Source organism: Corynebacterium sputi DSM 45148 (assembly GCF_000427865.1).
In the GTDB taxonomy this organism is placed as follows: Bacteria; Actinomycetota; Actinomycetes; order Mycobacteriales; family Mycobacteriaceae; genus Corynebacterium; species Corynebacterium sputi.
This window is the reverse complement of sequence record NZ_ATYV01000003.1, coordinates 154395-176877: the sequence shown is the minus strand read 5'-3', so window position 1 is coordinate 176877 and position 22483 is coordinate 154395. Positions and strand designations below refer to the sequence as shown.

The 22483-nt window shown below is 60.8% G+C and carries 27 protein-coding genes; 7 read left to right on the top strand and 20 right to left on the bottom strand.

The features are described from left to right. Positions 1–190, bottom strand: a 190-nt coding sequence (locus YWU_RS0103020) for a transposase (protein WP_027019308.1), incomplete at its 3' end; no start/stop codon positions are given. A gap of 39 nt (positions 191–229) precedes the next feature. Further along, complete coding sequence (locus tag YWU_RS14835; RefSeq protein ID WP_027019307.1) at positions 230–895, bottom strand: anion permease; 666 nt, start codon at positions 893–895, stop codon at positions 230–232. 387 nt (positions 896–1282) lie between these two features. Here YWU_RS14835 and YWU_RS0103010 point away from each other — a divergent pair, with 387 nt between their 5' ends. After that, positions 1283–1741: a hypothetical protein gene (locus tag YWU_RS0103010; protein WP_027019306.1), complete on the top strand. Its 459-nt coding sequence runs from the start codon at positions 1283–1285 to the stop codon at positions 1739–1741. 150 nt (positions 1742–1891) lie between these two features. Further along, positions 1892–3118, top strand: a complete 1227-nt coding sequence (menE, locus tag YWU_RS0103005) for an o-succinylbenzoate--CoA ligase (protein ID WP_034646819.1) — start codon at positions 1892–1894, stop codon at positions 3116–3118. 187 nt (positions 3119–3305) lie between these two features. Here the strand turns inward: menE and YWU_RS18095 are convergent, their stop codons facing one another. After that, positions 3306–3509 carry a hypothetical protein gene (locus YWU_RS18095; protein ID WP_156892690.1) on the bottom strand — a complete coding sequence of 68 codons (204 nt, stop codon included), beginning with the start codon at positions 3507–3509 and terminating at the stop codon, positions 3306–3308. 788 nt (positions 3510–4297) lie between these two features. Here YWU_RS18095 and YWU_RS0102995 point away from each other — a divergent pair. After that, positions 4298–5212: a 1,4-dihydroxy-2-naphthoate polyprenyltransferase gene (locus tag YWU_RS0102995; RefSeq protein WP_034646816.1), complete on the top strand. Its 915-nt coding sequence runs from the start codon at positions 4298–4300 to the stop codon at positions 5210–5212. A gap of 104 nt (positions 5213–5316) precedes the next feature. On the opposite strand, the gene YWU_RS17395 is transcribed toward YWU_RS0102995, so the two are convergent. From YWU_RS17395 to YWU_RS0102980, 4 genes are all read right to left on the bottom strand, one after another. After that, entirely contained in the window at positions 5317–5709 is a 393-nt protein-coding gene (locus YWU_RS17395) for a hypothetical protein (protein WP_051259952.1), read from the bottom strand. A gap of 3 nt (positions 5710–5712) precedes the next feature. Continuing rightward, the gene (locus YWU_RS17390; protein ID WP_051259951.1) at positions 5713–6360 is read right to left on the bottom strand and encodes an alpha/beta hydrolase; all 648 of its coding nucleotides are present in this window, start codon (positions 6358–6360) and stop codon (positions 5713–5715) included. Between the two features lie 68 nt (positions 6361–6428). Next, positions 6429–7505 carry an alpha/beta hydrolase gene (locus tag YWU_RS0102985; RefSeq protein ID WP_051259950.1) on the bottom strand — a complete coding sequence of 359 codons (1077 nt, stop codon included), beginning with the start codon at positions 7503–7505 and terminating at the stop codon, positions 6429–6431. Between the two features lie 275 nt (positions 7506–7780). Next, complete coding sequence (locus YWU_RS0102980; protein ID WP_156892689.1) at positions 7781–8137, bottom strand: DUF4229 domain-containing protein; 357 nt, start codon at positions 8135–8137, stop codon at positions 7781–7783. Positions 8138–8179: 42 nt separating this feature from the next. Between YWU_RS0102980 and YWU_RS0102975 the strand changes: the two genes are divergently transcribed. Beyond that, entirely contained in the window at positions 8180–8440 is a 261-nt protein-coding gene (locus YWU_RS0102975; protein ID WP_027019301.1) for a hypothetical protein, read from the top strand. A gap of 25 nt (positions 8441–8465) precedes the next feature. Here the strand turns inward: YWU_RS0102975 and rfbA are convergent, their stop codons facing one another. Together rfbA and YWU_RS0102965 are read right to left on the bottom strand one after the other, a co-directional pair. Further along, complete coding sequence (gene rfbA / locus YWU_RS0102970) at positions 8466–9341, bottom strand: glucose-1-phosphate thymidylyltransferase RfbA (protein WP_027019300.1); 876 nt, start codon at positions 9339–9341, stop codon at positions 8466–8468. Then, positions 9338–9988: a dTDP-4-dehydrorhamnose 3,5-epimerase family protein gene (locus tag YWU_RS0102965; RefSeq protein WP_027019299.1), complete on the bottom strand. Its 651-nt coding sequence runs from the start codon at positions 9986–9988 to the stop codon at positions 9338–9340. Before YWU_RS0102965 ends, rfbA begins: the two co-directional genes overlap by 4 nt. 89 nt (positions 9989–10077) lie before the next feature. On the opposite strand from YWU_RS0102965, the gene YWU_RS0102960 reads away from it, so the two are divergent. Next, the gene (locus YWU_RS0102960; RefSeq protein ID WP_027019298.1) at positions 10078–10641 is read left to right on the top strand and encodes a hypothetical protein; all 564 of its coding nucleotides are present in this window, start codon (positions 10078–10080) and stop codon (positions 10639–10641) included. Between the two features lie 20 nt (positions 10642–10661). Here YWU_RS0102960 and rfbB read toward each other — a convergent pair whose 3' ends face one another. The 11 genes from rfbB to hemB form a co-directional block, all read right to left on the bottom strand. Beyond that, positions 10662–11678, bottom strand: a complete 1017-nt coding sequence (rfbB, locus tag YWU_RS0102955; protein ID WP_027019297.1) for a dTDP-glucose 4,6-dehydratase — start codon at positions 11676–11678, stop codon at positions 10662–10664. 6 nt (positions 11679–11684) lie between these two features. Then, a complete protein-coding gene (locus YWU_RS0102950) occupies positions 11685–12095 on the bottom strand; it encodes a hypothetical protein (RefSeq protein WP_027019296.1) in 411 nt (136 codons plus the stop codon). A gap of 1 nt (position 12096) precedes the next feature. Then, on the bottom strand, positions 12097–13161 hold the full coding sequence (gene ccsB / locus YWU_RS0102945) for a c-type cytochrome biogenesis protein CcsB (protein WP_027019295.1): 1065 nt from the start codon (positions 13159–13161) through the stop codon (positions 12097–12099). 122 nt (positions 13162–13283) lie between these two features. Next, the gene (locus tag YWU_RS0102940; RefSeq protein ID WP_240484036.1) at positions 13284–14867 is read right to left on the bottom strand and encodes a cytochrome c biogenesis protein ResB; all 1584 of its coding nucleotides are present in this window, start codon (positions 14865–14867) and stop codon (positions 13284–13286) included. Positions 14868–15036: 169 nt separating this feature from the next. Further along, on the bottom strand, positions 15037–15846 hold the full coding sequence (locus YWU_RS0102935) for a cytochrome c biogenesis CcdA family protein (protein WP_027019293.1): 810 nt from the start codon (positions 15844–15846) through the stop codon (positions 15037–15039). Continuing rightward, positions 15843–16451: a TlpA disulfide reductase family protein gene (locus YWU_RS0102930; RefSeq protein WP_034646814.1), complete on the bottom strand. Its 609-nt coding sequence runs from the start codon at positions 16449–16451 to the stop codon at positions 15843–15845. Before YWU_RS0102930 ends, YWU_RS0102935 begins: the two co-directional genes overlap by 4 nt. Before the next feature lie 37 nt (positions 16452–16488). Continuing rightward, positions 16489–17106, bottom strand: a complete 618-nt coding sequence (locus YWU_RS0102925) for a histidine phosphatase family protein (RefSeq protein ID WP_027019291.1) — start codon at positions 17104–17106, stop codon at positions 16489–16491. Positions 17107–17115: 9 nt separating this feature from the next. Further along, positions 17116–18447, bottom strand: coding sequence for a glutamate-1-semialdehyde 2,1-aminomutase (hemL, locus tag YWU_RS0102920; protein ID WP_051259949.1), 1332 nt, complete (start codon positions 18445–18447; stop codon positions 17116–17118). 72 nt (positions 18448–18519) lie between these two features. Next, entirely contained in the window at positions 18520–18888 is a 369-nt protein-coding gene (locus YWU_RS0102915) for a hypothetical protein (RefSeq protein WP_027019289.1), read from the bottom strand. Continuing rightward, positions 18885–19469 (bottom strand): hypothetical protein, encoded by a 585-nt coding sequence (locus tag YWU_RS0102910; protein WP_027019288.1) that lies wholly within the window; start codon positions 19467–19469, stop codon positions 18885–18887. Before YWU_RS0102910 ends, YWU_RS0102915 begins: the two co-directional genes overlap by 4 nt. Then, positions 19469–20494, bottom strand: a complete 1026-nt coding sequence (gene hemB, locus YWU_RS0102905) for a porphobilinogen synthase (protein ID WP_027019287.1) — start codon at positions 20492–20494, stop codon at positions 19469–19471. Before hemB ends, YWU_RS0102910 begins: the two co-directional genes overlap by 1 nt. A 268-nt stretch (positions 20495–20762) precedes the next feature. Between hemB and YWU_RS0102900 the strand changes: the two genes are divergently transcribed. Together YWU_RS0102900 and YWU_RS0102895 are read left to right on the top strand one after the other, a co-directional pair. After that, positions 20763–21614, top strand: coding sequence for an ABC transporter permease (locus YWU_RS0102900; protein ID WP_084141625.1), 852 nt, complete (start codon positions 20763–20765; stop codon positions 21612–21614). Positions 21615–21661: 47 nt separating this feature from the next. Next, the gene (locus tag YWU_RS0102895) at positions 21662–22456 is read left to right on the top strand and encodes an ABC transporter ATP-binding protein (RefSeq protein ID WP_034646812.1); all 795 of its coding nucleotides are present in this window, start codon (positions 21662–21664) and stop codon (positions 22454–22456) included. The last annotated feature ends 27 nt before the right edge of the window (positions 22457–22483 follow it).

Sequence of the window (22483 nt, the reverse complement as noted above, 5' to 3'; positions counted from 1 at the left end):
CAACCCCCTCGGCTCGGGTCTGCCCTGGCCGGTCACCGTCCTCCACCGCGGCGCGCTGCAACCATTTCTGCAGGGTCATCGGGTGAACGCCGAAATCTTTCGCAATCTGCTCGATCGTCACACCTGGTTCACGACTCCTCGCAACACGCACAACGTCGTCACGGAACTCTCGGGGATAGGGCTTCGGCACAATGACATCCTTCCAGCCCACCCTCCCGGGCAAGCCAACTCAGATGTCACCTACACGTGCAGCAGACCCGGCCACGGACTTCATCACCGGCGCCATGATTCCACCGCCTCGGGCGGTTGCGGACGGGATGGCGGGAGCCATCACCAGGTCAGCCAGGCTTAGCCCATAGCCAACACCGAGCATGCGGCCGCCGACTTTCGAGACAAAGAACAACGCGATCCGTCGACCAAAGCCGGTTTTCACAAATGCTCGCGAAAGCAAGAACGCCATTACAATCAACCAGATCGTGGCATTGCCAAAGCCCATCAGCGCATAAGGTGCGGTGGGGTCATCGGAGCTCCAGGCAAGTGGGACCAAGCCAGTCAGCACTGTCGCGATCATGCCGATCATGGTGACGGCACCCATCGGCATCGGAGCAAGGATGATGCAGACGATCGTCGCGGCGAAGACACCGAACATCCGCCACGCCTGGTCGGTCAGCGCCTCCGGGTGAGGGATAAACCAGAACGCCAAGGCGATAAGGACCGGAATGCCGAACCCGATCGCCAGTTTCTTCCAGTAAGCACCATCCGGGGCACCGACGCTCTCCGGCCCTCCGTCAGTTGGAGGTGCCGGTGGGGCGGGAGAGGTCGAGGTTCCGTCGGTCGTCTCTGCGACGGACTGTGGTGCCGGGGAGTGCCCGGAGTTCTGGGACGAAGAGGCCACGGTGTTTCTCCTTGCGCTGGTCTCATTGACTGAGGATCATGCGCGGGCCTGTTTCTCACGGCAGAACCGCGCTGAACAGAACCGGTACTCAACTCCGGCCAGCTACCTCACCCATGAGCGTCTTCCAGCCAACGCCGTTGCGCCAGGGTCGGGGTCGATTCCGTCTGAGGACAAGCTTAAACCCTTCACGCCTTAAGGACGAGCGTATTAACTGTGTTGGCCAGCACAGACTGCGGTGATGTTTCCCACGCCCATCGCACGCCATGGCGATTTCAGAAAAGCGGTGAACCCCTTTGTCGGACCTGTCAATACTCTTCACAATTCAAACATTGTTCTGCGCACCCCTCCGCAGTCCTCCAGGTTGCGCCCGTTTAGGAATCAGGTCCCGTGAAGAAACTCATTTCCATCCGCGCTGTCATATCTATGCTGCCTTTGATCTCTAGCTGCAGCACACTATCTAGCTCCCTCAACGGCACCAGGCAGGATTTCCCAAGGTCAGGACTACAGAACTACGAAACTCCCGCCGCGATCCTCACTGACCTAGAGACCGGTGGGATGACCTGTGAGAATTTCGAGCAGAAAACCGGCAGCCGCCACGCCGCTTCAAGCGCTGACTGCGATTTGCTCCTCGAAGATGACACGACCAAACAGATCATTCTCATGACCTTCAGCTCCGAGACCAATAAAGAGGACCAAGCCGATGTTTATCGCTGGCTGGGCGAGGCGATCGATTCATACGGATTCGTTGAAGGTGGCAACTGGATGATCAACTGCGGTGAACGAAACATATGCACTGGACTTCAGGAGATCTTGGGCGGACGCCAGGAAACGAAACCCTACGTCTAGTGGACTAGGTTTTCTCCGACCGCACCCAGTGCAATCGTCAAATGCTAAGTCCGCCAACAATGTTGTCAGCGACAAGGACCGATTCCCTGTGCGGTTCGGACGCCATTAGCGAGCCAAAGAAACTCTAGGGCCCAGGTACGATGGGCCTCCATGACGCATCGCCTGCAGGCCGCCGACCAGTCACCGCTTGAGCCACTCCTCATGCCACGCGGCAATGACGCGTTCGGGGTACTGCCCCGCCTGCAGAAAGCCCTAGCCGGCGGCGCTCCAATACTCCCTATCCCAGCCGATGACCAGGTCAGAGCGCAGCTCCTGTGCAGCTCCCAACGCGCCGGCGAGCCAATCGACTCTGACATCGCACTTGTCGCCTGCACCTCCGGCTCGACCGGTGAGCCGAAGGGCGCAATGCTGAGCGTGGAGAATCTCGCGGCGTCCGCTGACGCCACTCATGCCCGGCTAGGCGGACCCGGGCAGTGGCTTTTGGCCACGCCCGCGGACCACATCGCCGGAATCCAGGTCCTTGCCCGTTCTCTTCGCGCCGGATTCGAGCCGGTGATCCTCGATATCGAGAATGGCTTTGACCCGTCCCTTCTTCCCCAGTCCGTCGGAACCATGACCGGACCTCGCCGGTACCTCTCTCTGGTTCCGCTGCAGCTGGGCAAGGCATTGTCCGATCCGGACGCCACTGCCGCCCTCGCCGAACTCGATGCTGTCCTTGTGGGAGGCCAGGCCACAAATCCCGAACTTCTCCACGCGACCCGGGCAGCCGGAATCACTGTGGTCACTACTTATGGCTCCTCAGAGACGTGCGGCGGCGTCATCTATGACGGCACTCCTCTCGACGGCGTGGACGTTCACATCGAGCAGGGGCGCGTGATCATTGCTGGCCCTATGGTCTCTCGCGGGTATCGGATCGTGGACTCGGATGATCTCCGTGACGGGGTTTTCCGTACCTCTGACGCAGGCGAGATCACTGCGGAGGGGCAGGTTCGCATTCTTGGGCGAATGGATGACGTGATCATCTCAGGCGGTCTCAAGTTCCTGCCGGGCCCCATTGAGGACGCGATCTCCGGAATGCCTGAAGTCGAGTCCGTTGTTGTGGTGCCTCTTCCAGATCTGAGACTCGGACAATCAATTGCGGCTCTCATCACGCTTCCCGACGCCCCCTTCCCCACACCCCCCCTTCCCCACACCGGACCCATTTCTGCACCGTTGGAGCTTGTAGAGGCGATCCACCAGAGGGTGAGTTCATCACTAGAAACCTTCGCTGCACCACGCACGGTTGTGGTGACCGGGGCACTACCCACGCTGGCCAGTGGAAAGGTCGATCGACAGGCGGCAATCAGGGCTATCTCGGCCGCAACTACCCCCGCCTAACAGTCGAAAATAACAGGACAATTGATCATTCCTGATAGTCAGCTGGCAAAAATAAAGCGCATGCAGCAAGTGCAATTAATTGCATTAATTTCTGCGGGTTAATAGCACATAAAAAAGGGCCCCTGTCGCACTAAGTGCGACGGGACCCTCTTTCGCAACTTTAAAAGTTGCTGTCACGAGGCCCTATTTACAGGGAGCCCTCGGTGATGGTGGTGATAGCGGTCTGGAAGAACTCGAAGATGAGGGCGAGCATAATATGCTCCTTGCGTCGATGTGAAGAACGGATCTTCCGTTCCCAGAAAGAAGAATGGCATGACGAATCATCACATCGCAAGCTGAAGCGCCAATTTTTTTCCGGCATATTCGATACCGAAACATCGCTGCTGCTCATCGTCCATAACTATGCATTCATAACACTTCTAGATGCATACGTGTGTTAGCGATTCAGCTTCGTTAACCGATCAAGAAACCCCGATCTGCCGCCCCCGCTCAACGGTCGGAGATCCTGACATGTCAACGATCGTTTGGATTTTACTTAATCGACACCCCACCCCCGGCCACTTCGCCCCGATGAAGGCTGGAGACCTTCACTGAGGGATGATTCCGGGCTTGGAGGCGCAAACAGGGCGGCCGGCCGGAAGGCAGGCCGACCCTGGATCCGAAAAGAGGCGCGATGTCACATCAACATCGCGCCCTTTCGGAACAAAGGCCCCAACTGGAGCCAGTGACCTCTACTAGGCCGGACCACCGAGGGAACCACCGGTGATGACAGTGATGAGGGTGTTGAAGAAGTTGAAAATTCCAGTGAGCATATTGACTCCTAATAATTTGCGCCGAGAGGCCGTGTTGCCTGCTCATGAGCGACATTAACAAGATCCCTTTCCCGCCTAAACTTTTATATTCGAACGGATTACCCCTCCCCAAGTTCGCTCACCGAACATGAAATTGCCAAGAAAACGGCGTTAGCCCTATATGCACACGATATAGCGAGTTTGGGTGACACCGTTAACCCGACAATCCGTCACTACCCCTGTCGCAGACCGGATTTCGTTCACCCGAAACGGGGTCAGCCAACCAGCTTGGAAAAATGTCTAGTAATAGAGACACCTGTAGCACCGGGCACGCAAAGTGACCGACCCTGGCTCGTTCAGCCAGCGGCTGATGCGGAACAATGGAGCAATGACCGCCGCCCGCGATAACAACAACCCACAGCCTCAGAAGCAGACAGCCACTCTGTCGGACTGGTTCCAGGCCGCCCGACCACATACCTGGGCTAATGCCTTCGCTCCGGTTATCGCCGGCGTCGGCGCAGCCGCCTGGTCCATTGGCGGGGCCAACTGGTGGAAGGCGATTCTCGCGGCAGTAGTCGCCTGGGCGTTGATCGTTGGCGTGAACTTCGCCAATGACTACTCCGACGGCATTCGTGGCACTGACGACGACCGAACCGGCCCCATGCGCATCACAGCCTCGGGCCTCGTGGCTCCTCAGACGGTGAAGAAGGCAGCGTTTGGAGCCTTCGGTGTTGCAGGCATCGCGGGAGTGGCGTTGTCACTCACCTCGGCCTGGTGGCTGATTCTCGTCGGTCTGGTGTGCATCATCGGCGCTTGGTTCTATACCGGCGGCAAAAACCCTTATGGATACCGAGGCCTTGGTGAAGTTGCGGTCTTCATCTTCTTCGGCCTGGTGGCCGTTCTAGGCACCGAGTTCACCCAGACGGGCCGCATCTCCTGGGTCGGTGTCGTCATGGCAGTGGCGGTCGGCGCCATCTCCTCATCGGTGAACCTGGCGAACAACCTCCGCGATATCCCGACCGACCGTGAAGCCGGCAAAATCACCCTGGCTGTCCGCCTTGGCGATTCTGGCACCCGACGCCTATGGTTCCTCCTCGCCTTCACTCCCATCGCCGCATCTGTGGTTCTGGCCGTGTGGGCCGATGTTCTTGCGATCCTCGGTGTCGCTGCTCTGCCGTTCCTCGTCACCGCGGCCCGTCCGATCGCTGCCAAGGCCCAGGGGGTCGCTCTTATCCCGGTCCTGGGCATGGCAGGCCGCGCCATGCTGCTCTGGTCGGTCCTCACCACAGTCGCGCTCTTCTAAGCAGTCACTGCCCCTAGCGACTTCCCGGACGTACGAAAGGAGCGCCTCGAGAAATCGAGGCGCTCCTTTGTCGTAGTACTCCTCAGCAGCGCTGAGGCTCTGCGTTAGTACGGTTCGTTCGCGAACATCCGCTGCCAGGAGTCGTGCAGATCTTCCTGCCAGTGATCCCACGCATGAGTACCGGAATCGCGCAGGTTCCACACCATGTCTGCGTCGGCACCGTTCTGTTCCATCTTCGTCTTCAGCGCGAGGCCACAGCCATAGGTAGCCATCTCGATGAACGAGCCGGCGGTACGCCGCGGCATAACGTCCTCAGAGCCCTGAATCGTGTACTCGGCGGGCTCGTCGAACTCATCCCAGACACCGTTGCCGGTAGAGACGTAGGTCGGGGTTCCCACGAGCTTGTCGGAGTTCACCAATGCGTCGTTGTAGACCCAGGTATCCCCGCCGCGCGGTCCCCACATCTGCTCAGCATCGAGCTCACCGCGGTCGAGCACTCGTTACACATAAAACTGGCCAAAGGGATCCGACGTCTGTGCGCAACCGGAATAGGAAGCCACGGCGTCGTAAAGCCCGGGGTGGTGCTGCGCGTACACCAGGGAGGTCGTGCCGGACATACTCATGCCGACTAGTCCGCGCTTCTGACCGGTAGAGCCGATTGCGGCCTCCAACGAACCCGGCAATTCCTGGGTCAGGAACGTTTCCCAGTACTGGGTGCCGAGGCGAGTGTCCTGGTCGACCCAGTCGGTGTAGTACGAGACAACGCCGTCATAAGGAATGACCACGTTGACGTTCTTGTCCCGGAAGAAGTCCTGAATGTCCGTCTGGAACAGCCAATGTGCGTCACCAGTGCCACCGCTGGCGCCGTTGAGGGTGCACAGCGTCGGACGCGGCTCGAACTTGTCCTGGCCCTCGGGGTACAGCCACACAAACGGCACGTCCCGCTGCATCGACGGGAAGTAGGCCCAGAAGACCTGTCCGTTGTCCCCGATCAGATCCATCCAGCCGAGGTGCTCCTTGCCGGTGCCATCCAGATCGATGACAGCGTCGCCGTAAGTTCCGGTCGACACCCCTGCGTTCGGGTCTGCCACGGCGGTGGCGACGGGAGCGAGCGACGCGACCAGCGCGGACGGACACAGACGCGACAATACGGCGCGTGAGGAGGCTATTCACAATGTGTCCTGTGTGTAGTTATGCAGTGCTGCGGTGATCGGGCTTAGTAGAGCTCGTGAGAGAACATACGGTTCCAGGAATCGTGGAGATCTTCCTGCCAGTGATCCCATTCGTGGGTGCCGGTCTGACGAAGGTTCCACACAGCGCGGTCATCCGAACCGGTGCGGATCATTTCCGACTTCAGCGCCACGCTGCAACCAAACACAGCCATCTCAATGACAGAGCCGGTGGTGCGACGCGGGAACACATCCATGTAGCCGTCGAGGGTGTACTCAGCCGGTTCATCGAACTCGTCCCAGATGCCGCTGCCGTTAGAAACGTACGTCGCGGTTCCCTTGAGCTTGTCAGCGTTCACGAGCGCATCGTTGTACCGCCAGAGGTCGCCATCGCGCGGGCCCCACATCTGGGTACCGGTGGCCTCACCGCGGTTGACCACCAGTTCCACGAAGGTCTGACCGAACGGGTCAGAGGTCTGCGCACAGCCGGAGTACGAAGCGACGGCCTCGTACATCTCCGGGTTGTGCTGAGCGTAGAGCAGCGAGCTGGTGCCGGACATGCTCATTCCGATCAGACCACGCTTGTGCTGGTCCGATCCGATGGCGGCCTCCAACGGCCCCGGCAGCTCCTTCGTCAGGAAGGTCTCCCAGTACTGAGTACCCAGCGGAGTGTCCTGGTCAACCCAGTCGGTGTAATACGAGACGAACCCATCAAACGGAATGACGATGTTGACGTCTTTGTCCTTGAAGAACTCCTGGATGTCCGTCTTCGCAAGCCAGTTGGCATCGCTCTGGCCGCCACCGGCGCCGTTCAGCGTGTACAGGATCGGACGCGGAGCAAACTTGTCCTTGCCCTCCGGGTGCAGCCAGACCAGCGGGATGTCACGGTCCATCGACGGCGAATAGGACCAGATAATGGTCGCGTTCTCCCCCAGAAGGTTCATCCATTCCAGGTACTCGTGGTCCCCTTCGTTGCCGGGCTCAACAATCTCGATCTCGGCCGGCGCGACCGACGAAGCAGTGGACGCGTACGCGGGATTCGCTCCTGCCGACACCGGAGCCAGCGTCATGGTGAGCGCAGCGGCCGCAGCGACGGCGATACCTCGACGGAACTTCAACTTCATCGGGCGGGACCTCCCAGTCACCTGTGAATGGGGTGGTCCCGCTCTGCATTTTCTTAGTTTTCGCCAACAGATCAGCGATGCGCCAAAAATGACGCTCCACTTCCCGCATGAGTCCCGCGCACCGCCGTTCATTGGTCAGCACACAGGTCCTACACAGTTTTCTCAGGACAATATCGCCAAGAATACAGAACGAGCATTCCCCTGGCGAGACAAGGGACCTGAGCGAGTCAGCACCCGGGGTAACCCGGTTAGCTCAGGCCCCTCAAATCCGCCGGTCACTCGCGTCCGGTGAGCTCCTCGCGCATGTACTCCTTATGCGCAGCTCGATCCACAGACCAGTCCGTCACGCCCTCATTTGCCCGCGCACGAAGGCCGGGGAAGACAAATACCGCAGCCGGCATCGCGATCAGCAGCGCCAGCACACCGAGCACCGGCAGCACGACCTGCGCCCCGATAACCCAGGCGAATCCCATCAGCAACAAGGTGATCACTACGAAGAGTGCGACGCGCGCCAGCGCGTAGATCCACACGTCCTTCATGCCGCGCTTCTCCGGGGCGTCGGCAGTGGAGGCTGCCCCTGAGGAGGTCTCCACCTGCGCGCCCTGATCCTGATCATCCGTTGAGGTACTCACGGCCCGTATTCTACGTATGATGGATCAGACAAGGAGGTTCCGGTGGGCCGTTTAATTTTGATCATTCTCATCATCGTCGCGGTGGTGCTGCTGTGGAAGGCTTTCGGGCCAGGTTCTCGCAGGCAGACGACTAGCGCGCAGAAGCAACAGGCCCCGCGAGAAGTCGTGGGACCTGACGATGATCCGGATTTCCTGTGGAAGTTGCAGAAGCAGCAGCACGACGAACGTAAGCGTCGGGAGCAGCAGGAAAAACAAGCAAAGAAGGACCGCAACGATGAGGACGGCGCTGAAGGCGCTGCCTAAACACTCTTGGCGGGGCAAGTACGTCTTAGACGTACTTGCCCCGCTTTAGTAGCTGCAGCAAGTATTCCCCATATCCGGAGCCACGCTGGGACTCTGCCATGGCTGCAAGTTCGCCATCGTCGACGTAGCCCATGCGCCATGCGATTTCCTCAGGGCAACCGATCTTGAGTCCCTGGCGCTGCTCGATGGTGCGCACGAAGTCCCCAGCAGCCATGAGCGTATCGACGGTTCCAGTGTCCAACCACGCCGTTCCGCGCGGCAGCACATCAACACTGAGACGCCCCTGCTCGAGGTACGTGCGGTTGACGTCGGTGATCTCTAGCTCGCCACGTGCGGACGGCTCGAGTCCTTTAGCGATCTCCACGACGTCTGGACCGTAGAAGTACAGTCCAGGCACCGCGAAGTTGGAGCGAGGCTCCTGCGGCTTCTCCTGAATCGCGGTGGCTTTGCCATCCGCGTCAAAGTCGACGACACCGTATGCAGTGGGGTCTGCAACCCAGTAAGCAAAGATGCCACCGCCATCGATGTCCTGGAAGCGCCGCAGCTGGGTACCCAGGCCCGCACCATAAAAGATGTTGTCTCCAAGAACCAGAGCGACAGAGTCTCCGTCGATGTGGTCCTCACCGATGATGAACGCCTCTGCCAGGCCCCGAGGTTCGGACTGAGTCGCGTAGGTCAGGTTCACCCCGAAGCGGGATCCATCACCGAGTAGACGACGGAACTGATCCTCGTCATACGGCGTGGTGATAACCAATATGTCCGTGACTCCCGCCAACATGAGTGTCGACAACGGGTAATAGATCATCGGCTTGTCGTACACCGGGACGAGCTGCTTGCTCACGCCCAGTGTGATCGGCCGGAGCCTCGAACCGGTTCCACCGGCGAGGATGATGCCTTTCACAGGCCCGCGTCTTCCTCATTGGACATTGCCCACAAGTCCTTCATCTCTCGCTCGAGAGACTGACACTCGCTCCACTCTGGAAGTCGGTGTTCCACCTCAGAGAGGCCCGGTGCGTCCGCGTCACGATCAGAGGTGACCTCAGAGACCTCACCAAGAATCGCCGCGACGTCAATGCCGAGCGCCTCATCATGAATGTTCAGCGTGTGCTCAATGCCGGGGTCATATCCAGTCGAGGTGAAGTACGTGACAACCGAGCCATCGACGTGCGAGATAAACGCATGCCCCACTCCCACCGGCAGGTAGACAATCTTCCGGGTCTCGGCATTAAGTTCCACCACAATGTGCTGCAAGTACGTGTCGGAGCCACGACGCAGATCAATGATGACGTCACTAACTGCACCAGCCGCACACGTGACCATCTTGGCCTGGCCCGGAGGAACGTCTGCAAAGTGAATACCGCGGACGACACCGGCGGCAGAGACGCTCATGTTCGCCTGCTCCGGGATGAATGGGTACCCCACTGCCTCAGCGAAACCATCGGCCTTGAACCACTCATGAAATGAACCCCGGGAATCCTCGTGGATGACGGGTTCGAAGACGTGGACACCGTCGATGGACGTGGGTAGATATTCTCCGCGTTCAGTCATGGATACAACCGTAGCTTCTCTCTCCAAACGATTCCGCTGCTCTCCCCCGGACATGAAAGAACCCGCCGACCATGTGGTCGACGGGATCAATGCAAGCTCAAGACCTACTACTCGGTCGGGTCCTCGTCGCCGAGGTCTCCACCCAGGCTGCCACCGAAGTCGAAGTCGAAGTCGCCGAGGCTTCCACCCAACGAGGGGCCCTCAGGCTTGACGTCGGTACCCTCGGTGTCATTATCGCCGCCGAGGCTTTCTTCGCCCAGGCTGCCGTCGCCGAGGCTTCCGTCGTCGAAGAGGCCCTCCAGGGCGTCCTTGATCGATCCTGCAATGTCCGGGAAGCCCTCAAAGGCGTCAAAAGACTTATGTGTCTCCTAAAAGTGGTGTGGTTCAGACGATTTGAGGGCCCGCGTCAGGCTCTCACCGGGACCACAGTACAACCGTTAATGCGTTTATCAATCACACACGATGAATGGGGTAGCCCGATTAACAGCGTTCGCCTTAAAGTCGCAGATAGGGACATTGAACAGTCAACAGTGTTCGCCAAAGAAATTACCCCCGTAGATCGTCGACACTTGGCGACAGGGGCGAAAACAGTTGCGCCAAAGCAGATGTCATACCCCGCTCGACACCGTTCGCGGGACACCAAAAACCTCTAATGCCGAAGGCACTGCCTAGCTCAGAGTTCGCGCTCAGACTCCGCGTACTTGGCCTCTGCAGCCGCGAGCGCATCTCGCCACAGCGACTGATTGTCCCGGTACCACTGGACGGTCTGCGCCAGGCCTTCAGCAAAGTCGGGGTGCGCCGGCCTCCAGCCGAGTTCGAGGACCGAGGTGGGGTCGATCGCGTAGCGCAGATCGTGGCCTGGGCGGTCGGTGACCCTGGTGAAGTCGTCGCGGTCTCGGCCGAAAGCCTCCACTACGTCGCCGACAACTTCGAGGTTCGAGCGTTCCCCATCCGCCCCGATCAGGTAGGTTCCGCCGATCTGCCCACGATCGATCACTGCCCATACCGCGTCATTGTGATCATCCACGTGGATCCAGTCTCGGACGTTCTTGCCGTCGCCATAGAGACGAGGGCGCACCCCATCGATAAGACCGCAGACCTGACGCGGGATGAACTTCTCCGGATGCTGGCGCGGTCCGTAGTTGTTCGAGCAGTTCGAGATAGTCGCACGAAGCCCATGGGAACGAACCCAGGCGCGAACGAAATGATCCGCAGATGCCTTCGAGGCGGAATACGGGCTCGAAGGCCGGTATGGAGTCTCCGGGGTAAACCGGGCTGGGTCATCGAGCTCTAGGTCCCCGAACACCTCGTCCGTGGAGATGTGGTGGAACCGGACGTCATGCTCCGTACAGGCCTGAATGAGGGTGACGGTCCCGTCGACGTTGGTGCGGACGAAGGGGTGAGCGTCGATAAGCGAGTTGTCGTTGTGGGACTCGGCGGCGAAGTGCACGACGACGTCGTGCAGCGGCACGAGTTCATTAACAAGCGCGGCATCACAGATGTCGCCGCGCACGACCTCACACACATACCCGCTATCCGGGTCGGTGGGGTCGGTGCGCAAGAACGCGGGATTAGCCGCGTACGTGAATGCGTCCAGAACGGTCACGCTGGTGTCCGGCCGAGTGGCCAGGGTGCGCAGCACGAAGTTGGATCCGATGAATCCGGCACCGCCGGTGACCAAGACACGCATGGTGCGCTACTTCGCCTCGCGACGGGTGCTGACTCCGATTGCCTCATCGGAGTCGTCGGGGTCATCCAGGTCCGTGTCCTCCGCGGACTCCACGCGCCAATAAGCCAGTGCGTGCAGCAGAAGCACCGCGAAACCACCGAAGAACAGCACGACCGAGACGACGTCCCAGAACTTGCCGAGGTACAGACCCCAGTCGAGGATCGTCACGATGCCACCGAGAACCAGCAGCACTGCCGCGATCCAGCGCCACATCTTGTTTGCCAGTCCAGCGATCCAGTTCTCCGGGAACAGTGCAGCCAAGGCAACGATGACACCAAGGGCGATCGTCGGCTCACCGAGGCCACCGGGAGCCATCAGTGTGAAAGCGACTCCAGTGACGAGGAAAAACGCCGCGAGTCCGAGAATTCCGCGTCCCATGTCAGTTCAGCCCTGCGTAGGAGTGCAGTCCGGAGACCACGATGTTGATGAAGAACAAGTTGAAGATGTTCGTCGCAAACGCCACGATGTTGATCCACGCTGCCATCTGGTTCTTCCAACCGGAGGTTGCACGTGCGTGCAGGTAACCGGCGTAGAGGATCCAGGTGACGAACGAGACCGTCTCCTTCGGGTCCCAGCCCCAGAAGCGACCCCAGGCAGCTTCGGCCCAAATGGCGCCGAGGACAATGCCGAGGGTGAACAGCGGGAACGCCCAAATCGCGGTGCGGTAAGCAACCGTGTCGAGCTTCTTGGCGGAGGGCAACGGCTTGGCGATCGCGCCCATGATGCCCTTCTCCTTGCCCATCGGCTGACCCATGCGGATCAGGTACAGCAGGGAGGCGAAGCCGGAGATCAGGAAGATCGAGGCACCGATAACCACCGTGGAGACATGGATCGGGAACCAGAAGGACTGCAGCGCCGGGACCACCGGAGCGGACTCGGAATACAGTGCAGTGCCGCCATAGAACATCAGGATCAGCACACCGGTGAGGATAAACGGCCAGAAGACGCGGTACTCACGGTTGCGCAGGACCACTGCGGCGACTGCCAAGGCGATGGCACAGAAGATCGAAATGTACTCGTACATGTTGCCCCACGGGAAGCGTCCCGCAGACAGACCACGCAGGAACACCGAAGCGATGTGCACGGCGATGCCGACGTAGAGGATCATTTCGCCCCAGGTGCCGAAGGTGTCGGCACGCTTTTCGCGCTTCTCGACGTCCTCCTGCGTTACCGGCGCATCTTCGCCCCGACGTCGCCGGTTCTTTCCGTTGTCCTTGCCATCGGCATCAACGTCTGAGGTTGATTCACCGGGCGCGGCATCGGCGGAATCGGCTCCGACCGAGACAAGTGCCTTCTGCTGGGCTCCGAGTTCTTCCTTCGCGTCCACAGCCGACTTCTGGCGGATGTAATAGGCGATGAAGAAGAGTAGTGCGATCACGTAGATCACGAACGCTGTCCGGAAGGACAAGTCCGAGAAATATGCGAGCGTGCTGTTGACCGGCATTCCGAACCTCCACGCGGGGTTTGGTCTAGCTGTTGTTTATTTCTGCAGACCCACGGTAGTCGGGCCACGGCCTTTTCCCAATTATTGGGTTAGGTCAGGCTACTACCGGGGTGTGTGAACCCTTAGTTCTCGTCGTCTTCGGGTTCGGGGCGGCCGAGGACTTCACGGACGAACGTGTCGAACTCGTCTCCCCAACCGGCGCGGTCGGTGCGCGCCAGGCCACCGAACTCAACGCGGGTCGTGCCATCACCGTTGTCCCAAGAGCGGACCCACAGGCGACGTCGCTTCACTGCCAGGGAGATCACTAGGCCGCCCATCATTGCGATCGTCGAGACCAGCACCCAGTTCTGGGTTGGGTCATGGGAAACCTGGAAGTTCGCGAACTCCTTGGCACCGAGGAATTCCACAGTGGTGCCGTCATCCAGCTCCACGCTTTCACCCTCGCTGAGGTTGACGCGTTCCTGCTTCTCCAGTTCACCGGAGTGGGTCAGGACCGGGTCGAGGCTCCAGATGCTCTGGCTCGTGCCGGAGTCCAGGCCTGCGTCACCGCGGTAGATGTCGATAGCGACAGCGGGGTCATTCATCGCTGGGTAGGACGACTGCAGCAGTTCACCGTTGTCTCCGCTCCACTCCGCCGTCGGAGCAAACAGGCCCTCAAGAGCGATCTGATTCTGACGACGCTCAAAGAGATCCGGGTACATACCCGCCGGCGGGTCGAAGCGCATTGCTCCCGAGGACAGGAAGAATGTCACGTCATCCGGGCGGAACTGCATCACCTGAGTGCGAGACTCACCGTTCGGCCAGGTCACTCGCATGACCGGGGAGAAACCATGACCCTGCAGGTAGACGCGGTCACCGGAGATACGCAGCGGTTCGTTGACTCGAACCTCCTGGACCTCCCACTCCTCGACCGGCTTACGGATGTCCTCGCCCTCGGCGAAACGCACGGTGGAGTTGAACATCTCGGCCTGTCCATTCGGCAGGTAATCGCCGATAAAAGTCTCCGGCAGGAAGCAGTAGACGTTCATCAGGTCGCCGGAACCGTCAAAGAGGTTGCCGTGCCGGAAGGAGTCGAAGTTCGCCACAGCGGTGTTGCAGAAAGGCTGCGACGTTGCCTGCTCCACGGCCGGATCATCGATCTCGGTACCGGTAGCGGTCGTAATAATGACCTGGCCCTCATAATAGACTAGGCGTCCCAGCGCGACAGTCAGCAGTAGGAACACCAGACCAAGGTGGAACACCAGGTTTCCAAATTCACGCAGGTAGCCGCGCTCTGCGGCGACGGAGTGCGCCCCGCCACGGTCATCCGCCGGGGTTGAATCCGTGCGGTGCCAGCGCTTCAGCCGGGAGTTCACGTCCTCGAGGACGTCATCGAGAGGCTTCTCGACGGTCCCCTCATCAAACATCGGCAGACGACTGAGATTCTTCGGAGCACGGGCCGGCGGGGTCCGCATCGCCTTCCAGTGGTCCACCGTTCGCGGCAAGATACATCCGATCAGGGATATAAAGAGCAGCGCGTAAATGGCAGTGAACCAGACGGAAGAGAAGACGTCGAAAAGCTGGAGCTGGTCGAAGATCTCAGCGGTACGTCCATTGTTCTCGATGTACTCGATGACATTGGACTCATTGAGGGAACGCTGCGGCAGCAGTGCACCTGGAACCGCGGCGAACGCCAGCAGGAACAGCAGGATCAGTGCCGTGCGCATGCTCGTCAACCACCGCCACGCAGACCGAATCGGCCGCATGATCTTGTGCCAGACCGATCCCGCACTGGAGCCTTGTCTGGTACCTGCGCTGGACATGGTGTGGAACCCCTTTCCGACGGGAACCCGGTGGTTTTACCGCCGGTGCAACGCTACCCGCGGAAACCTCTGACTAGATAAACAGAATGGTGTCGCTGATGAAGCGTGCCTGGACCCAAGAGATGAAGATGTCCCACAGGCCGGTGACGAGTGCCAGTCCGACCAGCACCATCATGATGCCGCCGGCGAACTGGATCTGACGCGAATGCTTCCGCAGCCAGTCCACGCTTCGCATGGCCGAAACCGAGCCGAGCGCCACCAGAATGAACGGAAGACCAAGACCGAGGCAGTACGCCACGATCATGACTACTCCCCTGGCTGCGGTGATGCCGTCGGTACCAGCGGCGATCGACATGATGCCGATCAACGTCGGCCCGAGACACGGCGTCCAGCCCAGAGCAAACACACCACCGAGCACCGGAGCGCCCACCCAGGTAGCCAGTTTCTTCGGAGCCATCCTGGTATCGCGCTGCAAGAACGGGACAAAGCCCATAAAGGCGATACCCATGAGGATCATGATCACGCCGCCGCCGACGGTCAGCACCTGCTGATTCAGCCGCAAGACAGAAATCATCCCGAAAATCGAGGCCGACCCCAACACGAAAATGATGGTGAAGCCCAACACGAAGAGGAGTGCGGCGCCGCCAGCGCGTGCGCGCGCTGAACGTCGGGAAGCATGTGTTTCTTCGCCGTTCTCCGGGTCAGCCCCGGAGATTCCAGACAGGTACGACACGTATCCGGGAACCAGTGGGATGACACACGGGCTGGCGAACGAGACCAAGCCCGCTGCCAACGCCGCCATCAAACCGATCAGGAACGGGCCGGTGGCTGCTGCATCAGAGAAGGCAGTGCCAACTCCTTGCGCCAGAACCAGTGAATTCACTGCTCCTCCGAAGCGACCTGCTCAACCAGGTCCCACAACTCGGGTTCGGTGGTCTCACGGAGAATCACCACGGCCGGGCGGTGCTGCCGGTCGAGGATGATCGTGGTCGGGATGACCGATGCCGGAACGCCGCCAAGAGCGGAGGCGTTCATGAACGGCGGGTCATAAATCGACGGGTAGGTCACCCCGTTGTCGTTCTTAAAGTCCTGGGGCGCGCTCATCACGTTGTCACGGACATTGATGCCGAGCATCGTGCCGTAGCCCGCCTCTTCCATCTTCTCGTGCACCGCCTGCAGATCATCAGTCTCACTGCGGCAGGGAGCACACCACTGACCCCAGGCGTTGAGGACAACCATCTCGCCCTCGAAGTCAGCCAGGCTGACGTCATCGTCGGGGTTCATCAAGTCCGGGCCGTAGACGTCCGCGATGGGCGCACGGTCCTCCGGTGCGTATTCGATGACGGTCTGCCCACCAGGGGACACGAACTCGAACTGGCCGCCGATGGCTACCGCATCATGACCCTGAATCGAGTCATCTCCACAGGCAACCAAGGCGCCCGTAGCGAAGGTGACGGCAGCCGCGGCCGCAGCCAGGCGCTTCAACATACTTCTCCTCACAGAAAACTCCCGCGATCCGAACTCATCAGAGCCCGCGCGCCGGCTCGGCATAGCGAACATCGATGAGGTTTTGACCCTGGAAGACCAAGGACGTCACCGACGCCAGATCGCACTGACGCTGCGCCGGGTTATGCGCAAGCGGAAGACCACGGGCACGACGCGCAGCGGCGACAACACACAGCTGGTGCGTGACAATCACAGCCTCCCGACCCTCGGCCTGCTCGCGTGCCTCGTGGATGGCGTCGAACATGCGATCCGCGATCTCCTCGTACGGCTCTCCCCAGCTAGGCACCGACGGACGACGCAGTCGCGGCCAGTAACGAGGGTTCCACAAAGCAGAGTCGATGCCCTTAATGTGCAGACCTTCGAAAGAGTTTCCAGCCTCGATGACCTCTTCACGAGTATCGATCTTCACACCAGAGATGTCCGCGATCGGCATGGCCGTCTGCTGAGTGCGCAGCATCGGAGACACGTACAGCGCTGCGATGTCGTGGCCGGCGAAGGATGCGGCGGTCGCAGCGGCCTGGGCCATGCCGCGATCGGACAGGCGGTAGCCGGGCAGGCGACCATAGAGAATCTTCTCCGGGTTATAGACCTCACCGTGGCGGACGAGGTGAACCACGGTGTTCGGCGAGGTACTCATTGTCGTTTTTTAGCCTTCCCGGGAAGCGGATGCGGCGGCCTTGGCCGCGTGGCCTGCCGCGTTCTCGATGATCTCGAAGTCGGAATCGGTCATGGCAGAAGAGACGAACCAGGTCTCGTACACCGACGGCGGTGCGGAGACACCGTGGTCCAGCATGGAGTGGAAGAACGCGGGGTAACGCCATACGTCCGCGGCCTGCATCTGCTCGAAGTTATGGCCCTCGCCCTCGGCGAAGCGGATCGACAGGAAGGTCTCGGCGCGCTGCATGTGATGAGCGACGCCCTCACGGGTCAGTGCCTCCGAGAGGATCCCCGAGACACGGTCCGCGTTGGAGCGAACTGCGGCGTAGACAAGCTCGTCAGCAGAGCGCAGGCTCGCCAGGCCCGCAGCCATGGCGACGGGGTTTCCGGACAGGGTGCCTGCCTGGTAGACGGGACCGGTGGGTGCCAGGTGCTGCATGATGTCGGCGCGGCCACCGAAGGCTGCTGCCGGCAGTCCTCCGGAGACAACCTTGCCGAAGGTGGTCAGGTCGCCAACGACGCCATCAACGCCGTACCAACCCATGCGGGAGGTACGGAAGCCGGTCATAACCTCATCGAGGATGAGCAGTGCCCCGTCCTCGTGAGCGATGTCCTTAAGTGCCTGGTTGTAGCCCTCAGCGGGGCGAACGGTGCCCATGTTGCCCGGTGCTGCCTCGGTGATAATGCAGGCGATCTCGCCCTTGTTCTCAGCGAAGACTGCGCGGACTGCGTCGAGGTCGCCATAGGGCACAACGATCGTGTCAGCCGCCGACGCCCCGGTTACACCGGGCGAATCCGGCAAACCGAAGGTGGCAACGCCGGAGCCGGCAGAGGCCAGCAACGCGTCGACGTGTCCGTGGTAGCAACCAGCGAACTTCAGAACCTTGCTACGTCCGGTGAAGCCGCGGGCCAGGCGCACTGCGGACATGGTGGCCTCGGTGCCGGAGTTGACCATACGAACCTCATCGACCGAGGTCCGCGAGATGATCTCTTCTGCCAGTTCCACCTCTGCGATGCAGGGGGCACCGAAGGACAGGCCACGGGTCGCTGCCTCTCGAACGGCTTCGACGACTGCAGGATGGGCGTGGCCCATCAACATTGGGCCCCAAGAACACACCAGGTCGACGTACTCATTGCCGTCAACGTCCGTGAGCCGGGAGCCACGGGCGGACTCAATGAACCTGGGAGTGCCGCCGACGGAGCCGAAGGCCCGGACTGGGGAGTTAACCCCTCCCGGGATCACCTTCCGGGCGTGGTTGAACCACTTCTCCGAGTTGTCGGTCGGCTGCCGGAGGCTGTCTGAGGTAGTCACGGCCCCCATCGTAGGGAACGGCTACCTACCGGAGCCAACCGTGCTCGCGTCACTACACCAACTGGCCGGCCGCGGAGCAGGTCAGATGTGCCTTATCTGCTTGGGTCGAAACGCCGAGAACATCATCACTGTGCCAATCACAAGGATGACAATCGGCACCGCAGCCCACGGCTGCACCGCACGGGAAACCATGCCAAAGGTACTGATCACGGCGGTGAGCCCGACCATCACCAGAATTGCCCGGCGTGCCCCGAGCGACACTCGAGCCGACTGGATCAGGATGGCAATCACCAGCGCTGAGATCACCGCAGCGCCACCGACGACGCGGATGTCTCGAATCACCGCCGACGGCATGCCTGCGGGCAGATCCGTGGTCAGCAACAGCAACGCGAACACGAGGCTCACGATCGATCCGGCCCACAGGACCCACCACCAGCTCGGCTTTTTCACTGTCGGTTACTCTGCTCTTCCTGCTTTTTCTTTCCGGGACCGCCTGCCGGCCCGAACCATTGGATGCTGTCGCGTCCAGAGGTCAAAATCATTCCCGCAATCGCGGCACAGGCCGCCGCGATGGACAGTCCACCGTAGGTCAGCTGCAACCAGGAGGGCGAGGACTGGTACACCGGGGACGTTGTGCCGAAGAACAGCAAGATCGCTCCGATGGCCAGGTAGATCGAACCTGCAACGAGAATCAGTCTGGCCCACGAACGCCCGGCGCGCATCCGGAACGTCAGCCACACGAACAGTCCCAGGATCAGCCAGGTGATAACCAGTGCCACCACCGACGCCGCCATAGCGACCCCTTCGAGCTGGGCGCCGGTGAGCTCGGCGTACGTATCGGCGAAGGAGCCACCACCATCGGCCTGGTTCATCACCGCGCCAGGGTCACGGAGGTTCATCACCAACATTGCGACTGCTGCGAGCGCCTGTATTCCCCATGCCACGAGCCATGCCTGCCAGGCTCCGATGATGCTCTCTGGGGGGCCTGCGGGGGCATCCGTCGGCTCGGTCGGTTGTGTCGACTCCGCCATCAGCCGTCGGCCCGCAGTCGGCGGGCGATGTTCACCGCGTCGTAGGTGAGGACCTGGTCGGCCCCTGCCCGGCGGATGGAGATGACTGCCTCGAGCATTGCAGCATCGCGGTCGATCCAGCCCCGCTCTCCAGCAGCGCAGATCATCGCGTACTCACCGGAGACCTGATACGCCGCCACCGGCACCGGGGAGGAATCGGCCACCTCACGCAGCACGTCGAGGAATGCCATCGCGGGTTTAACCATGACGATGTCGGCACCTTCTGCGACATCGAGTTCGACCTCAAGCAGGGATTCGCGACGGTTCGCCACGTCCTGCTGGTACGTCCGGCGATCGCCCTGAAGGCTGCTTCCCACGGCTTCGCGGAACGGTCCGTAGAACGCGGAGGCGTACTTCGCGGAGTACGCCATGATCGCCACGTCCTGGTGTCCAGCGTCGTCCAGAGCCTCGCGGATTGCCTCAATCTGGCCATCCATCATCCCGGACGGGCTGATGATATGAGCACCGGCTTCGGCCTGGGCGACAGCCATCTTGCGGTAAAACTCCAGTGTGTCGTCATTGTCGACGCGGACACCGCCGTGGCCGTCCTCCCGCAGCACACCGCAGTGGCCGTGGTCAGTGAACTCGTCCAGGCAGGTGTCGGCCATGACCAGCACGTCATCGCCGAACTCATCGCGCAGTCGGCGCAGTGCCTTGTTCAGAATGCCTCCCGGGTTCCAGGCTTCAGAGCCCTCGGCATCCTTGTTCTCCTCCAGCGGAACGCCGAAAAGATCGACGCACGGGATTCCGACCGAGATCGCCTCTGCCACCGCGTCGACAAGCGAATCCTCGGTGTGCTGGACCACGCCAGGCAGCGACGTGATCGGCTTCGGCTCGGCCAGTCCCTCTGCGACGAACATCGGCAGGACAAGGTGGCGCGGTTCCAAAGAGGTTTCCGCGACCATCCTGCGCATCACCGGGCTTGTCCTCAGTCGACGCGGGCGCCGGTTCAGGCGCTGCCCGTGGTTAGTGGACGGTGTAGACAACGTGGCTCATCCTCGGTGTGATCGACGGCAGGTGGATACTTCGCAATCATATGCCCCGGGCTGGTCGAGCCCCGGCGGACCCGGCGATCCTGTCACTCCCGGCCACGTCCCTGGGACTGATGACCCCGTTCGATGAGCGCATTTCATGTTTTCGCAGGTCAGATTTTCTTGTTGTCACCGAATGGGGTGACACACCCACGCCAACCCTTCGATTCAACATGATTCAAAAGCTCGCACCATAGACCGCTTGGTCTATTTACTGTCCGTCATGACCACAGCGACCCCCGCGACAATCACGCCTGCTGCCTCCACACCGACCACTGCCCCCGCCACCTCCAGCACGTCACCTCCCCCACCCAGATCCCGGCGCAGCCGCATCCCGGTCCGCGCCTTATTGCCCATCGCGTTCTTGCTCATCTGGCAGGTCGGCAGCCTGCTCGGGCTTATCCCCGAACGCATCCTCCCGGCGCCGACCACGATTCTCGCCGCCGGATGGGAAGTGCTCTCCAACGGCACGCTTCTAGACGCGCTCGCCGTTTCGGCCCAGCGTGTCATTATCGGTTTCCTCATTGGTGCAGTCATTGGCATCGGTCTCGGAGTCCTGACCGGTGTCTCAAAGGCCTTCGACAACATCGTCGATCCCCTACTCCAGGCGGTCCGCGCACTTCCCCACCTTGGCCTAGTGCCGCTCTTCATCATCTGGTTCGGCATCGTCGAACTACCGAAATTCCTGCTCATCGCACTTGGCGTGTTGTTCCCGCTGTACCTCAACACCACCTCCGGTTTCCGCCAGACCGATCCGAAACTCCTCGAGAGCGCCCGCGTCCTTGGCTTCAGTTTCGTCCAGCGTCTGCGCACCGTGGTCCTTCCCGCCGCAGCACCCGCGCTGTTCGTCGGTCTGCGCCAAGCATCAGCAGCAGCATGGCTCACGTTGATCGTTGCGGAGCAGGTCAACGCCCGTGAAGGCATCGGCTTCATGATCAACAACGCTCGCGATTTCTACCGCACCGACATCGTCATCTTCGGCTTGATCATTTACGCCACCCTCGGTTTGCTCACCGACGCTCTCATCCGGCGCTGGGAGCGCCACGTCTTCCGCTACCGCGCTGGCGCGCATTAAAAGCTTTGCTTCCCGACGTCTCCCTCTCCCCACCCCAAGGACCCACCATGACCCGCACATTATCTGCCCCAAACGCCCCGAGCACATCCACTTCAGGCACCGAGAAAAACACTCCCACCACGACTGGAAAGCCCGTTGTCAGTGTCCATAACCTGCACAAGTCATTTGGCCCGAAGGAGGTTCTCTCCGGCATTGACCTTCAGATCGCCCGGGGTGAAATCGTCGCGCTCATTGGACGCTCCGGCTCCGGCAAGTCCACCATCTTGAAGGTCCTCGCAGGACTGTCGGATAGCCATTCTGGAGAAGTGGACGTCGTAGGCGATCCCTCAGTCGCTTTCCAGGAGCCCCGGCTGTTTCCGTGGCGCACCGTCGTCGACAATGTCGCGTTTGGACTCAACCGAGAGAAGATCCCCTTCGATCACGCACGTGGGCGGGCATCTGCCCTTTTGCGCGAGGTGCATTTGCCGGATTCCGATGGCGCCTGGCCGCTCACTCTCAGCGATGGTCAGGCCCAGCGTGTCTCCCTCGCGAGGGCGCTGATCAGCGATCCTGACCTGTTGCTTCTCGACGAACCTTTCGGCGCCCTCGACGCCCTCACTCGCCTAACTGCCCAACAGCTTCTCTTGGACACCGTCAGCGATCGCAATATCGGCGTGCTGCTCGTCACCCATGACGTGCAAGAGGCGGTGGCCCTGGCCGATCGCGTCATCCTCTTGGATCAGGGCCGCATCACCCATCGCATCGACATCGATCTTCCCCAACCCCGTGACCGCAGGGACCCGCGTTTTGCCGGACACACCGCTGAACTGCTGGACCTTCTCGGCGTCACCGCTCCTGCCTGATCCCCTCTACGAACCGAAAGAACACAA

Bases quoted from the DNA above. Each gene is read 5' to 3' on its own strand.
- YWU_RS0102925 (WP_027019291.1), bottom strand. From the start codon at position 17,106: ATGAGTACCTCGCCGAACACCGTGGTTCACCTCGTCCGCCACGGTGAG.
- YWU_RS0102995 (WP_034646816.1), top strand. From the start codon at position 4,298: ATGACCGCCGCCCGCGATAACAACAACCCACAGCCTCAGAAGCAGACA.
- rfbB (WP_027019297.1), bottom strand. From the start codon at position 11,678: ATGCGTGTCTTGGTCACCGGCGGTGCCGGATTCATCGGATCCAACTTC.
- YWU_RS0102940 (WP_240484036.1), bottom strand. From the start codon at position 14,867: ATGCGCACGGCACTGATCCTGCTGTTCCTGCTGGCGTTCGCCGCGGTT.
- YWU_RS0102965 (WP_027019299.1), bottom strand. From the start codon at position 9,988: ATGACTGAACGCGGAGAATATCTACCCACGTCCATCGACGGTGTCCAC.
- YWU_RS0102930 (WP_034646814.1), bottom strand. From the start codon at position 16,451: ATGTTGAAGCGCCTGGCTGCGGCCGCGGCTGCCGTCACCTTCGCTACG.
- YWU_RS0102910 (WP_027019288.1), bottom strand. From the start codon at position 19,469: ATGGCGGAGTCGACACAACCGACCGAGCCGACGGATGCCCCCGCAGGC.
- YWU_RS0102900 (WP_084141625.1), top strand. From the start codon at position 20,763: ATGACCACAGCGACCCCCGCGACAATCACGCCTGCTGCCTCCACACCG.
- YWU_RS0102985 (WP_051259950.1), bottom strand. From the start codon at position 7,505: ATGAAGTTGAAGTTCCGTCGAGGTATCGCCGTCGCTGCGGCCGCTGCG.
- ccsB (WP_027019295.1), bottom strand. From the start codon at position 13,161: ATGCCGGTCAACAGCACGCTCGCATATTTCTCGGACTTGTCCTTCCGG.
- YWU_RS0102960 (WP_027019298.1), top strand. From the start codon at position 10,078: ATGCAAGCTCAAGACCTACTACTCGGTCGGGTCCTCGTCGCCGAGGTC.
- YWU_RS0102895 (WP_034646812.1), top strand. From the start codon at position 21,662: ATGACCCGCACATTATCTGCCCCAAACGCCCCGAGCACATCCACTTCA.
- hemL (WP_051259949.1), bottom strand. From the start codon at position 18,447: ATGGGGGCCGTGACTACCTCAGACAGCCTCCGGCAGCCGACCGACAAC.
- YWU_RS18095 (WP_156892690.1), bottom strand. From the start codon at position 3,509: ATGAGCAGCAGCGATGTTTCGGTATCGAATATGCCGGAAAAAAATTGG.
- menE (WP_034646819.1), top strand. From the start codon at position 1,892: ATGACGCATCGCCTGCAGGCCGCCGACCAGTCACCGCTTGAGCCACTC.
- YWU_RS0102950 (WP_027019296.1), bottom strand. From the start codon at position 12,095: ATGGGACGCGGAATTCTCGGACTCGCGGCGTTTTTCCTCGTCACTGGA.